Origin of the sequence: Arcobacter arenosus (assembly GCF_005771535.1) — a bacterium.
GTDB lineage: Bacteria > Campylobacterota > Campylobacteria > Campylobacterales > Arcobacteraceae > Halarcobacter > Halarcobacter arenosus.
Map to the genome: position 1 here is coordinate 209621 of NZ_VANU01000002.1, position 13458 is coordinate 223078.

Here is a 13458-nt window from a genome sequence, read left to right on the forward strand (position 1 = left end):
ATATTTTTGATGATAATAAAACAAAAGTACTAATAATACAAAGGGATTTAATAAATGATGAAGAGTTTAATGAAAAGTCTCTTTTTGCTTTAATTGTAGATGGAAAATCAATGCAACCAAAGATTTTGGATAAAGAGGTAATTGTTGTAGATTTATCACAAAAAATAGTTTTAGATGAAAAAATTTATGTGGTTCATTTTGAAGGTAAAATGTGGGTTAAAAAGTATGATGAAACTTCCCAGAACTTTATTTCTATAAACCCAGAGTTTTCACATCTAGTTTATAATAAAGATGAGGTTCATATAGTGGGAAAGGTTTTAGATATAAGTAGATAGTTCTATTAGATTTAAATCAGGGTCTCTTATATAAATTGATTGGATGTTTCCATTTGCTCCTGTTCGTTTAACTATACCTTCTTCTATTTCTATATTATGTGAAATTAAAAAAGCTTTTACATCATATAAAGAGTTATCTACAATAAAACATAAATCTGCACTGCCTTCTTTTACATTTTGTGCTTTTGGTTCAAATTCATTTCCAAGTTCATGTAGGTTTATTTTAGAGTTTCCGAATTTTAAAGCAACTCTTGAGACTTTGAAAATCTCTTTTTGCATTCCTAAAATATTTGTATAAAAATCTACAGTTTTTTCTATATCTTTTACTGTTAAAACTAAGTGGTCTAGTCTATTTACATTTATCATTTTAATCTCCTAATTCTTTTATCTCTTTAGGCCAATTTTTTTGAAAAATATGTTCTTCTAATTTATCTTTAATATTATCAGGTATTTTCATTGATTGTTTCGTTTTAAAATTATAATGAACGATTATAGCTTTTCCTGTTGTACATAATTTATTCTCTTGATAAACGGCATGAACCAATTCAATTGAAGAGTTTCCAATTTTTGAAATTCCTGTTTTTATAACAACATCTTTTCCCCAGAAAACTTCACTTAAAAAATCAAAAGAGCTATGAGCCATAACTAGATTCCACTCTTTTATATTTGAATTGGGATTAAAAATACGAAAAAACTTATCCCTTGCAGCTTCAAACCATACTCCATAAGAATTATTATTTATATGTCCTAGGGCATCAGTTTCTAAAAATCTAGGTGTAATTATCTCTGTAAACATTTTGAACTCCAAAATAAAGTGATGTAGTTTATCACAAAGATTTTAAGAATTATTTGAGTTTTTGATTAAATATATTGAATAGGGATATAATAAGTCCCCTCAAACTTTTCATCCTCTTCTAAAAATTGGTTTTTTCTAAATATTGCATAAGATGGTTTTATTGTAGTTTCAAAGCCACTTTTAGGTAACCATTCATGATATACCCACTGAATAAATCTAAGAACATCTCCTATTTTCCCATCTATTTCAAAGGTGGCGTATAATGCTTCAGGGGTCATAAAAGAGGGCAAACTAGTATTTGATAAATCAATATCCTCTTTAGGAATAATCCCTGCAACATAGAAACAATCTTCATGGGGAGTTATAGCAGGATTGTCATGATAGATTGCTATTTGGTCGTATTCTTTAATATTATTTGTATAAACCCAAGCTAATAGTTGTCTCCATACTTTTTTTGCATCTTCTGTTATATAGCCTTTATTTCGAATATAATACATTTTTTTTGGAGTAGTTTTCACAATTTTTGGTTGAAGCATATTAAAATCAGGTTTTTTATAAAAAGAGATTATTGATTTTTCTAAAATTAATTTTGAATATTCCTTATATCCACCATTTCTCCAATCTTTTGGTGTCTGATGAAATCTCTCTTTAAAAGCTCTGATAAAAGATGTTTGAGAACTATATCCACATAAATTTGCAATCTCTGTAATTGTAGAAAGTTTATTTGTCAAAAGAAGACTTGAAGCTTTTTGTAATCTATTTGATTTTATTGTTTCATATAGATTTATCCCCATATACTCTTTAAATACTTTATGAAAATGAAACTTACTTATACCAAAACTTGCCGCTAATTCATCTATATTTATATCTGTATCAATATGTTCATAAATATAAAACATAGTGTCGTTTACTATTTGAATATTTTTATTATATGTCTTTCTTTTTTGCAAATCAACAACCTTTAATAAAAAGTAAAACAAATTATAACACTTTTTATGACAAAAATAGATAACTTTTATAACATAAATAGTAAAGAGTAAAAAAAAATTTACAGCTAAAATATGTTTTTATTTTTAAAAAGAGTATTTATGAAAGAAAAAGATTTTTTATTAGCTATATTAATTACATTTATTTGGGGAGTTAATTTCTCTGTAATAAAACTAGGATTAACCTCTCTTGATCCATTTATACTTTCAGGAATGAGGTTCTTATTATGCTCTTTACCATTGATATTTTTTATTAAAAAACCAAATGTAAGTATGAAATATATAATTACTTATGGCTTACTTTTTGGAGTTGGTTTATGGGGAATTGTATCTTTAGGGATATATTTTGGAGTATCCGCTGGAATGGCATCACTTATTTTACAGTTTAGTGCATTTTTTACTGTTATTCTTGCGGGATTGTTTTTAAAAGAAGAGATAGATATTCTAAAAAAATTTGCATTTGCAATTGCAATATTAGGGTTGACATTAATTATTAGCGTAACTGATGGTTCGGTTACTTTTATTGGATTAGTTTTGATTTTAGTTGCTGCGCTATCTTTAAGCTTTACAAATATAATTGTAAAGAAAGCAGGAACAAAAAACCTATTTTCTTTTATGGTATGGGCTAGTATATTTTCTCCTCTTCCTCTTTTTGTATTAGCATTTTTTACACAAGGGGAGATTGTATTTACAAGTTTTTTTGAACATTTAGATAATACAGCAATATTTTCTATTCTTTTTCAAGTATATCCAACAACACTTTTTGGATATTGGGTTTGGAATAATTTGTTACATAAATATCCTGTGTCTAGTGTTGCTCCAATTTCATTGTTAGTACCAATCTTTGGACTTATGGGTTCATATTTTATATTTCATGAACAAATTGGTTTAATAAAAATACTTGCATCATTTTTAATTGTTTCAGCATTGGTTGTTAATTCTTTTGGAGAGAAAATTTATTTAAAATTATATGGAGAGAAATAGATGGAAAATTTTTTTACCCTTACTATGCTTTTTTCTATAGGAACATTTGCAATTACAAGTGCAATTACACCAGGACCTAATAATATTATGCTTTTATCTTCAGGTTTAACTTTTGGTTTTAAAAGAACTATTCCTCATATAGGGGGAATTATAGTTGGGTTTCCTTTTATGCTTTTATTAATTGGATTAGGAATGGGAATAATCTTTGAAAAATATCCTATTGTTTTATCTGTATTAAAAATAGTTGGAATTTTATATCTTGTTTGGATGGCATATAAAATAGCTACAAATACAAGTACCTATGATGTGAAGGAGGATGGAGATAGTAGACCTTTTACTTTTTTACAAGCAGCTATATTTCAGTGGGTTAATCCAAAAGCTTGGATTATGGGTGTTACAGCTATCTCTATTTTTATAACAGCAAAAGAGGATAACTATGGACAAATTTTAATTTTGACTTTTATCTTTTTACTTTCAGCTATTGTTTCATGTAATACTTGGGCATTAGGGGGAGTATTTTTAAAACGATTTATTAAAAATACAAAAAGTATTAGAATCTTTAATATTTTTATGGCATTACTTTTAGTAGCTTCCGTTCTGCCAATTATTTTAGAATAGAGTATTAATATAAATATTGATACTTTTTCTAAATAAAAAAATTTTATTTTTTTGGAGCTACTTTAGCAGATTTGTTTTAAGCTGTTATCTCTGCACTTTTATCATTTGATTCAGAATTACTATTTTGTTCATACTGATTTATTGCATTTTGGGAATATTCATTTGATTTTGATAACTTATCTTGAATCTCTTGTGCAAACTCTTGTTGAGCTTTCATTAACATAACCCTAGCTTTTGAAGCTACAGATAAATCTTGAGGGCTTGGGTCTGCTGGAGCTAATGCTGTAGCAATTACACCTTGTAGATTTGAGATACTCTCTTGAGGAGTTGAGCCTGTTTGTATTCTAACAGGAACTTCTCCTGCAACTGCATACATAACACCATCTGGCCCTTTTTCATAGGTAAAAGAAGCTCCACCTGAAGCTGCTGGACCACTTTGATGTGCTGCTTCGTGGGCTCTAACTTTTGTATCTGCAGCTTTTAATTGGTTTAGTTGAAGTTTTTCATCTTGGGTAAGTTCTGTATTATTTTTATTTGATTGTTCTTTATTCTCTTCAGATTTTTTTGAGGCATCATTTTTTTCAAGACCTCTTGTATCTTCTTGTGTCCCATTTTTTTCTGACACAATTTGTTTTTGAGCATTTGCCCTTGAAAAATAGTCGACATTAAAGCCGTATGTTGAAGTGTTGTTTCCTATTTCCATAATATAGATTTTATAACAAGTTGAAGAAAATGTAAAGTAATGAAGATTTATTCACTACTTTAATTTGATATTGTGACTTTTCCCTTTGATAAATGATGTTGTATCATGTATCTCTATTAAAAATAAAAGTAAGGCAACAATTAGTGAAACCATAGAAAAAATAAATAAAACAGATATCACAAAATGTGCATCAAAATTCATCAATGAACTTGCAAATATACTAAAGATAACTAAGGCAATCATAAACCCTGTAGTTGTACCAAAGAAAATTGCTCTATTTATATTTTGCATACGTCTAACTAGAAACTTTCTTCTTTTTTCTTGAGCCTCTGTCATCTTAAAATTTGGATTTTCTTCTTCTGCTTGAACTAATGAGTTATCTAATTTCTCTAATCTATCAATAATCCTTGCTAGTCTTCCTGTAAATACATTTAAAAGCCCGGCAACACCTGCTATTAAAAATACTGGTGCAACTGATACTTGTATAAGTTGTGTGATTGTCGCTAATGTGGTTGATTCTTGTATCATTGTTTTCCATTTTATTTCTTCTTCTTTTTTAATAGGAAGAACGTAAGTGGTTAAAGAGTTTGAGGTCTTTAACTTTTTTGGTATTTTATCATAATTTTCTAAGTTGGAATAATTTTTCTCTTGAAGAACTTTTGTTCTTCGCTTTCATACTTTTTTATTGAAAAAAGTATGGCAAAAACAACCAGCCAAGTTGTTAAAGGTCTTACGACTTCCCTTGAATTTTCTCATAATTTTTTGAACTGCGTAACTCATAAAAAGAGTGAGTTAGTCACTCTTTTTATTCAAACATACTCGTTCTTTACCAAAAATTATTCCAAAATCCTTGGCTTTAACAAAGGCTGGGTTTTATATGGCGCAAATTTTCCATTTCATATAAATATTTTTCAGTTAATAAGTCATTATGAATCATATTTCTATTTTTGTTAGGACTACACACTCAATTCTATTTTATTCTTTATTAATTTACCACTCACCTTCTTTCATCACTTTTTCCAAATATGGCGTAGACAAATACATTCCTACTAAAGCTATAAAAATAAATAACAACACAAATAAAATGTCATTCACAAAATATCCAGCTAAATGTCTTACTTGAGTAGTCAGTGCAAAAGCAAATCCACTAAAAGTTAAAATTAAACATATTCTACCTTTTATTTTTATTTTATCAATTTTCTTATTTTTTTAATATTCTGACTTTTTAATATATTGTCTTTTATGTTACTACTTCTTGTAAATTTATATTGACTTATTCCTATTCCTAAAACCATTATTACTGATGACCATATTATTTCAATACCAATAGAAATACATATCAGTCCAATTACAAATAATGTCCAACCTATAATTTTTTTCAAATTCATTTTCCTTATCAATAAGTTTAAATATTATATCTAAAAAGAGTTTTAGTGATTGCAATTTTTTAGGAAGTTCAAGGCTAGAGTGGAGATTTTATTAGGAGCTTACTGTAGTAAGTGACTAGTGAAATTTCTGCGATAACGCAGAAATTCCAACAAAGAGTTATTAATGAAACTCTTTTTTAAAAATCGTCGAAGTCTATCGAACCCTTAGAATAATTTACCACGTTTCCTTCAAAGAAGTTAGTTCTTTGATCATTAAACGATGCATAACCATCAACCCATGGAATAGGGTGTTTCACATTATACATTGGTTTATATCCAACTGCTTCTAGTCTTCTATCTGCAAGGTATTGAATATATTGTTCAATAATTGCATCTGTAAATCCAAGGATTTGACCTTGAGTTACATATGCTCCCCATGAAGCTTCAAGTTCAACAGCTTTTTTAAACATAGCTCTTACTTGCTCTTCTAGTGCTGGTGTGAATAAATCAGGTCTTTCTTTTCTAGTTGAGTTAATCATGTTTTGGAATAAAAGTAAGTGTGTTACTTCATCTCTTTGAATAAATCTAATCATTTGAGATGAACCTAACATTTTCCCTGATTTACCAAGTGCATACATAGCAGCAAACCCAGCATAGAAATATAAACCTTCTAAGATTTGGTTAGCAAACATTGCTAAAACGATTTTTTCATCAGTAATATCACCTGCAAGGTTTTTATAAACAGCAGCGATATAATCATTTTTTTCTTTTAATTTAGCATCTGTTTTCCACATATCATAAATCTCATCTGTATTATCAGAAATAGATTCAACCATAACTGCGTATGATTTAGAGTGGTTTGCTTCTTCATAAGATTGTCTTGAAAGACAAGCATTGATTTCTGGAACTGTGATATATGGATTGATATTATCCATTAGGTTATTTGTTTGTAATGAATCCATAAAAATCAATTGAGATAAAACTAAGTCATACATTCTTTTTTCTGCAACAGTAAGATACTTATAATCTTTTGCATCTCCTGTCATTTGAACTTCTTTAGGAAACCAAGTATTTGCTTCCATTGTATCCCAAAGATTTAATGCCCATTGGTACTTCATCTTAGTAAAGTTAATCATACCATCTGGGTTTCCACCAAAAATTCTTCTGTCGTTTAAGTTCTCTTTTGATTCTGGGTTATATATTGTTTTTCTTCCCACTTAATTTTCCTCTATATTTTTTGATATTTTATTTAATTTACAAAACTTTTTGTATGACAAAAATGTAAGGTTATCTTATTGACAACCTGAACATTCCATACTTCTATCCTCTACATCATTTGATGCTTCAGGAGACTGAGATCTTAAATAATAAGTAGATTTAAGTCCAAGTTTCCATGCCAACATATAAATCTCATGTAGGTATTTACCACTTGCTTTATCTAAACTCATAAAGATATTTAAAGATTGCCCTTGGTCAATCCATTTTTGTCTAACTGCACCAGCTCTAATAATATCTAATTGGTCAACATCATATGCAGGTGTATAATATGTCCATGTTTCAGGACTAAGGTTTGGTACAACTACAGGGATAAGTCCTGATAAGTTCTCTTCATACCATTTTCTTTTATAAACTGGTTCAATAGCTTGTGTTGTTCCAACAAGGATTGAAATAGATGAAGTTGGAGCAATTGCCATTAAGTATCCATTTCTCATACCTTTTGATTTAACTTGCTCTCTTAATGCATCCCAATCATATCCAGCATCAAAAAGGTCTTTATCTACAAGTGCATTAACTGCTTGTGGTGCATGGTCGTGTGGCATAATACCTTTTGACCAGTTAGAACCTTCAAATGTTGGGTAAACACCTTTTTCAACACCAAGTTCACTTGATGCTTTAATTGCATTGTATGAGATTGCTTCCATAATTGAATCAATCTTTTTAAAGTGGTCATTACTTCCCCAAACAAGTTTTTGTTCCGCAAGCATTTGAGATTCACCCATAACACCAAGACCAATACTTCTTGATTTTAAGTTAGTTGCTTTTACTTTTCTAAGTGGATAGAAGTTTAAGTCAATTACATTATCTAACATTCTAACTGCAATTGGAACAACTCTTTCAATATCCTCTTTTGTATTGATTCTAGAAAGGTTAATTGATGCTAAGTTACAAACAGCTGTATCTCCATCTGTTTTCTCTTTCTCAACAATAAATACTCTTTTCCCATTTACAGAATCAAGAGCTGTAACTTTGTTCGCTTTTTTCTCTTGTCCACCATCAACTAATACTAAATCATCTTCTTCATAAGTTTCAATTGTACCGTCTACATATTCTAACTTGATTTTATAGTGGTTAGGGTTTGTATTTTGGAAAATCTCTGTACAAAGGTTAGAACTTCTAATATGTCCAACATGGTTGTTTGGATTTGCTCTATTTGCGTTGTCTTTGAAACAAAGGAATGGAGAACCAGACTCAAAATAAGAAGTTAAGATTTTTTTCCATAACTCTTTTGCTTTCATTCTTTCTTTAGTGATTGATTCATCATTTTCATAAGCAATATATCTTTCAATAAATGCTTCACCATGTAATTCAGATAAATCTTTTACTTCATATGGGTCAAATAAAGTCCAGTATGAATCTTCAGCAATTCTTTCCATAAATAGGTCTGTAATCCAAAGTGCAGGGAATAAATCATGTGCTCTTCTTCTCTCTTCACCAGAGTTTTTCTTTAAATCGATGAAATCGACAATATCCATATGCCAAGGCTCAAGGTAAACAGCAATAGCACCTTTTCTTGTACCTAATTGGTCAACTGCAATTGCAATGTCATTTGTGATTTTAAGAAATGGAACAGTACCACCAGCAGCACTTTTATGGTCATCAATAACTCCACCTAATGCTCTAATTTGGTTCCAGTCCCAACCAATACCACCACCATATTTAGAAAGTAGTGACATCTCTTTATATCCATCAAAGATACCTTCAATATTATCTGGACTTGAACCAATATAACAAGAACTTAATTGGTGTCTATTTGTTCTTGCATTTGATAATGTAGGAGTTGCTAACATAACTTCAAATTTTGAAACTACATCATAAAACTCTTTTGCTTTTTCTTGTTTATTCTCTTCATCTTGTGCTAAGAACATAGCAATTGCCATAAACATTTGTTGTGGTAATTCAATTGGATTACCATCTCTATTTTTGATTAAATATCTATCGTATAATGTTTTGATTCCAAGATAGTTGAAAAGGTAATCTCTTGATGGGTCAATATAATCATTTAACTCATCTAAGTCATAACCTTCACCTAAAGAAGGAAGTAATCTTCCTGCTTCTTTTCCATATCTTAGGTAATCTTTTAAATGGCAGTAAGGTTCACCTTTGATTCCATGAGTAACTTTTCCAACTTTGTGATATAGGTCAAATACAAAAAGTCTTGCGGCAACAAAAGTCCAATTTGGGACATCAATATCAATTTTTTCAACTGCAGTTTTTATTAATGCATCTTGAATATCTGAAGAACTCATTCCATCAATAAATTTAATTTGAGCATCTAGCTCTAGTTCACTTTGAGATACACCATCTAGAGCCTGAGTAGCTTCTATAGTCATCTTTTGGATTTTAGTAATATCTAAAACCTCTTTTCTACCATTTCTTTTTTGAATCATTATTGCCATCTTAGTTTAACCCCTATCCCTTTTATAAGTTAATTATTTAAATACTCTTTTAAATATAGCATCCACATTTTTTGTATAATAATCGTAGTTGAAACACTCTCTGATTTGTTCTTCAGATAGTTTTGCTCTTAGGTCTTCATCTGCTAATAAGTGACCTAAGTATAAAGACTCACCCTCTTCATTTATTGTTGGTTTACCTTGCTGAATCTCTTCCCAAACTTTCATAGCGTTTCTTTGAACGATTTTGTAAGCATCTTCTCTGCTTACTCCAGCTTTAGGCAATTCTAGTAAAACACGCTGAGAGAAAACTAAACCACCAGTTAAGTTTAAATTTTTCATCATATTTTCAGGCATAACAGTTAAGTTAGCAATTACACTGTTCATTCTATGTAACATAAAGTCTGTTGTAATAAATGCATCTGGTAACCAAAATCTTTCATTTGAAGAGTGAGATATATCTCTTTCGTGCCATAATGCAACATTTTCCATAGCAGGAGCTGCATATGCTCTAATAGTTCTAGCAAGTCCAGTGATATTTTCAGTTAAAATTGGATTTCTTTTATGTGGCATTGCTGAAGATCCTTTTTGACCTTTTGCAAAATACTCTTCAGCTTCATAAACCTCTGTTCTTTGTAAGTGTCTTACTTGAACAGCAAACTTTTCAACAGATGATGCTAAAAGTGCTAAGGCAGTTGCAAGTCTAGCGTATCTATCTCTATGAACAACTTGGTTTGAACAAGGTTCAGGTTTTAAACCTAATTCAGCCATTGCATATTCTTCAAGTTCTAGTGGTGCGTGGGCAAAGTTACCCATAGCTCCTGAGATTTGACCTACAGAAATAACTTCCATAGTCTCCTCTAAGTTTTTAAGATGTCTTGCAACTTCATCATACCAAACAGCTAATGTAAGACCAAATGTAATAGGTTCACCATGAATACCATGGCTTCTTCCTACCATTAAAGTAAACTTATGCTCTTCGGCTCTTTTTTTAATTGATTCCATTAACATTTTAACATCTTCAATTATGATTTTTAAAGAGTCTCTCATTTGAAGAGCTACACCTGTATCAACTGCATCAGATGAAGTCATACCATAGTGGAACCATCTTGATTCATCTCCTAATGACTCTGAAACACTTGTATTAAATGCAATTAAGTCGTGTTTAGTTACCGCTTCAATCTCTTCAATTCTTTCAACTGAAAATGTTGCATTATTTACAATTTTTTCACAATCATCATCTGGAATTAATCCTAATTTATTCCAAGCTTTTACTGCTGCTTTTTCTACTTCTAACCATGCTGCGTATCTTGCATGTTGAGTCCAATGTTTTGACATCTCTTCTCTAGCATATCTTTCAACCATCCTATAATCCCTTATAATCTATTCTCTATTAGTTTTTATCAATTTTTTCTGATAATTTAAGTATGATATGCTATCTAAATAAGACAAAGATTTTGTTTAATTTTTGTTGAATTTTTACTTAATTTCAGGAAATAATATTGCCGTTTACTTTAAAGAAATTTGATGCTATAAAAAATAAAAAAATACAAATATTTATGTTGCAAGATTTGGGCTACAAGCCCCGTTCTGCCAATCGTTTGATATCAAGAGCAAGAGTTTTTGATTCAAATCATGTCCCTTACAAAATCAATGAATTAATAAGAGAAGATAGCATTTACATAGCACTTTTTGAGGGGGTTTCTAGAGGTTTAAAACCTTTACATATTTTTAAGGATTTTGCAATTTTTGATAAGCCTTCAAACTTGATGATTCATCCTATATCAAAGAACACTCCTTACTCTCTTTTGGATGAGATTAGGTATCATTTAGGAGAGAATGCAAACCAAGCTCATAGAATAGATGCAGAAACTTCAGGCTTAGTATTAGTGGGTAAAAATGAGAAGGTTACAAATAAACTTGCAACAATGTTTGAAAACAAAGAGTATAAAAAATCATATCTTGCAATAGTTGAAGGGAAAATTGAAAAAGAACAAACAATTGATAAAAATCTAAAAAAAGAGGGGAAAGCTATTGGTGTTAGGATGACTACTTGTGAAAAAGATGAGGGTAAAGAGTCAATAACACACATTAAACCTTTAAAATACAATGAAAAAAAAGATATTACATTAGTTGAAGTTACACCTATAACGGGCAGACAACATCAAATAAGAGTACATTTATACTCAATTGGGCATAAAATATTAGGAGACCCAATTTATGGAATAGATGATGATATAGCAGAAGATTATCTAAATAAAAAACTTAGTGATGAAGATAGAATTAAAGCTTCTAAATCCCATAGGTTATGGTTGCAAGCAAATTATCTTGAATTTACTTACGATAAAGTGATTTATAAAATTTATTCAAAAAATAAAGATATATATAATGAGTTTAGCTCTTTAAGAAGCTAACTCACAATTAAAACAATTTGATATATCTCTACAAGTTGCACAAGCTGGAGCTGTTTTACCAATTGAGTCATAAAGGTATTTTTTCCATCTTACATCTTTTGGTTTGATTTTAGCTAAAGATGCAAAGTTATTAGTCATAAGCCTGTTCATCTCTTTTCTGCTAATTAATCCTAAGTCTGAGTATAAGTGCCCCATTCTTAATGATGTTTTTGCAATCCACGGTGCAAGTGTATTTTTTGCATAATCATCGTCTGCATTTCTTTGAAGTAAACTTAATACTTCTACTTCCATAATTTCAAATTCGCTCATAGTCTTCTCCTCCTTTGTTAAATTGTTAAACTACATCACAATATTCAAGATCCATTCCTAAAGGTCTTGATAAATCTTTATTTCCACCAATATAAAGGTTTTTTAGATTCATCAATTCTTCAATTGAATCTGGCAAACTTTCAATATTGTTGTCCTCAATATCCAATTCTTCAAGCTTTTCAAGATTTCCTAAATTATTAGGTAACTTGATTAAAGAATTAGAACTAACACTTAAACTTGTTAATTTTTTTAATTGACAAATCTCATCTGGCAAGTATTCAAGGTCATTATTATCTAAAATAAATATCTTTAAATCTTCTAATTTACTAACATTAAAATCCAATGATTTGAGGTTGTTATCACTTAAATCAAGTTTTATTAACATATCGTGAGATTCCAATGAGGGTAAATTTTTTAAATGATTACCTTCAAGAAGCAATGTTTCAAGCTCATCAATTGCTGAAATTGACTCTGGAAGATAACTTAAGTGGTTAAATGACAAATCTAAATAATATAAAGTTTTCATATTTGAAAAAGAGTCGGGTAGCTCTTTTAATTCATTAGTATCCAATGATAAATATAATAGTTTTGTAAGATTGCCTAAACTTGGACTTAATTTATTGATTTTATTAGCTGCTAAAGTTAGTCGTGTAAGTGCTTTTAGATTATAAAGCTCTTCAGGCAAAGTTTCTAATCTATTACCATTTAGATTTAAAATCATCAATTTTTCTAAATTTCCAATAGATGGAGGTAGTTTTTCAATAAGATTGTTTTCACATTGAAGGTTTTTTAGATTTTTTAATTGTCCAATTGAATCAGGAAGCTTAGAAAGTCTATTATTTGAAAGTTTTAATACACTCAAAGATTTTAAAACATGAATTGATTCAGGCAATTCACGAATCTTTTTTTTAGTCAAATCTAGATGGGTCATCATAAATATATCATCATCATTTGTTGAAATGGTAGATTCTAATCTATTAGTTCTTACCCATCTTACAAAATCATCAATATCACTCATTATTATCCCTTTAACCTATCATTCATTGCATCTATTAAAAAAGAGATCTCTTCATAATCAATAAATCCAAAGTCAACCATATTATATAAAGCCATTAAAGGCTTTCTACAACAAGTCTTACTACATCCAGTTACTAGTTTTTTGGCTTTTTTATATGGAAGATCAGTTCCTTGAAAAATATTAACTGCTTCTTGGATTGTTTTTTCTCCACATTCGCAGATTTTTTTATTTTTTAAATCTTCCATAATATTTCC

General features: G+C 29.7%; 15 protein-coding genes. 4 read left to right on the forward strand and 11 right to left on the reverse strand.

Features of this window, described 5'->3' with window-relative positions:
• Positions 1-50 precede the first annotated feature (50 nt).
• On the forward strand, positions 51-335 hold the full coding sequence (locus FDK22_RS05475; RefSeq protein WP_228711653.1) for a S24 family peptidase: 285 nt from the start codon (positions 51-53) through the stop codon (positions 333-335).
• Here the strand turns inward: FDK22_RS05475 and FDK22_RS05480 are convergent.
• From FDK22_RS05480 to FDK22_RS05490, 3 genes are all read right to left on the reverse strand, one after another.
• On the reverse strand, positions 318-701 hold the full coding sequence (locus FDK22_RS05480) for a VOC family protein (RefSeq protein ID WP_138151905.1): 384 nt from the start codon (positions 699-701) through the stop codon (positions 318-320). The two genes, FDK22_RS05475 and FDK22_RS05480, sit on opposite strands and share 18 nt — an antisense overlap.
• A gap of 1 nt (position 702) precedes the next feature.
• On the reverse strand, positions 703-1131 hold the full coding sequence (locus tag FDK22_RS05485) for an acyl-CoA thioesterase (protein ID WP_138151906.1): 429 nt from the start codon (positions 1129-1131) through the stop codon (positions 703-705).
• Positions 1132-1196: 65 nt separating this feature from the next.
• Positions 1197-2081 carry an AraC family transcriptional regulator gene (locus tag FDK22_RS05490; protein ID WP_228711636.1) on the reverse strand — a complete coding sequence of 295 codons (885 nt, stop codon included), beginning with the start codon at positions 2079-2081 and terminating at the stop codon, positions 1197-1199.
• Positions 2082-2219: 138 nt separating this feature from the next.
• On the opposite strand from FDK22_RS05490, the gene FDK22_RS05495 reads away from it, so the two are divergent.
• The gene (locus tag FDK22_RS05495; RefSeq protein WP_138151907.1) at positions 2220-3101 is read left to right on the forward strand and encodes an EamA family transporter; all 882 of its coding nucleotides are present in this window, start codon (positions 2220-2222) and stop codon (positions 3099-3101) included.
• Positions 3102-3719: a LysE family translocator gene (locus tag FDK22_RS05500; protein ID WP_138151908.1), complete on the forward strand. Its 618-nt coding sequence runs from the start codon at positions 3102-3104 to the stop codon at positions 3717-3719. It begins immediately after the preceding gene.
• Between the two features lie 76 nt (positions 3720-3795).
• On the opposite strand, the gene FDK22_RS05505 is transcribed toward FDK22_RS05500, so the two are convergent.
• The 5 genes from FDK22_RS05505 to purB form a co-directional block, all read right to left on the reverse strand.
• On the reverse strand, positions 3796-4422 hold the full coding sequence (locus FDK22_RS05505; protein WP_138151909.1) for a putative metalloprotease CJM1_0395 family protein: 627 nt from the start codon (positions 4420-4422) through the stop codon (positions 3796-3798).
• A gap of 54 nt (positions 4423-4476) precedes the next feature.
• Positions 4477-4950, reverse strand: a complete 474-nt coding sequence (locus tag FDK22_RS05510) for a DUF2721 domain-containing protein (RefSeq protein WP_138151910.1) — start codon at positions 4948-4950, stop codon at positions 4477-4479.
• Between the two features lie 1036 nt (positions 4951-5986).
• Positions 5987-7006, reverse strand: a complete 1020-nt coding sequence (locus FDK22_RS05515; RefSeq protein WP_138151911.1) for a ribonucleotide-diphosphate reductase subunit beta — start codon at positions 7004-7006, stop codon at positions 5987-5989.
• 75 nt (positions 7007-7081) lie between these two features.
• Entirely contained in the window at positions 7082-9466 is a 2385-nt protein-coding gene (locus FDK22_RS05520; RefSeq protein ID WP_138151912.1) for a ribonucleoside-diphosphate reductase subunit alpha, read from the reverse strand.
• Positions 9467-9499: 33 nt separating this feature from the next.
• The gene (gene purB, locus FDK22_RS05525; protein WP_138151913.1) at positions 9500-10828 is read right to left on the reverse strand and encodes an adenylosuccinate lyase; all 1329 of its coding nucleotides are present in this window, start codon (positions 10826-10828) and stop codon (positions 9500-9502) included.
• A 137-nt stretch (positions 10829-10965) separates the two neighbouring features.
• Between purB and FDK22_RS05530 the strand changes: the two genes are divergently transcribed.
• On the forward strand, positions 10966-11877 hold the full coding sequence (locus FDK22_RS05530; protein WP_138151914.1) for an RluA family pseudouridine synthase: 912 nt from the start codon (positions 10966-10968) through the stop codon (positions 11875-11877).
• Here the strand turns inward: FDK22_RS05530 and FDK22_RS05535 are convergent.
• From FDK22_RS05535 to FDK22_RS05545, 3 genes are read right to left on the reverse strand one after another with little or no spacing between them, the layout of a single operon-like run.
• Positions 11866-12186, reverse strand: coding sequence for a nitrogen fixation protein NifQ (locus FDK22_RS05535; RefSeq protein WP_138151915.1), 321 nt, complete (start codon positions 12184-12186; stop codon positions 11866-11868). The genes FDK22_RS05530 and FDK22_RS05535 overlap by 12 nt on opposite strands.
• 25 nt (positions 12187-12211) lie before the next feature.
• Positions 12212-13204, reverse strand: a complete 993-nt coding sequence (locus FDK22_RS05540) for a leucine-rich repeat domain-containing protein (protein ID WP_228711637.1) — start codon at positions 13202-13204, stop codon at positions 12212-12214.
• 2 nt (positions 13205-13206) lie between these two features.
• Positions 13207-13449: a hypothetical protein gene (locus tag FDK22_RS05545; protein WP_138151917.1), complete on the reverse strand. Its 243-nt coding sequence runs from the start codon at positions 13447-13449 to the stop codon at positions 13207-13209.
• Positions 13450-13458 lie beyond the last annotated feature (9 nt).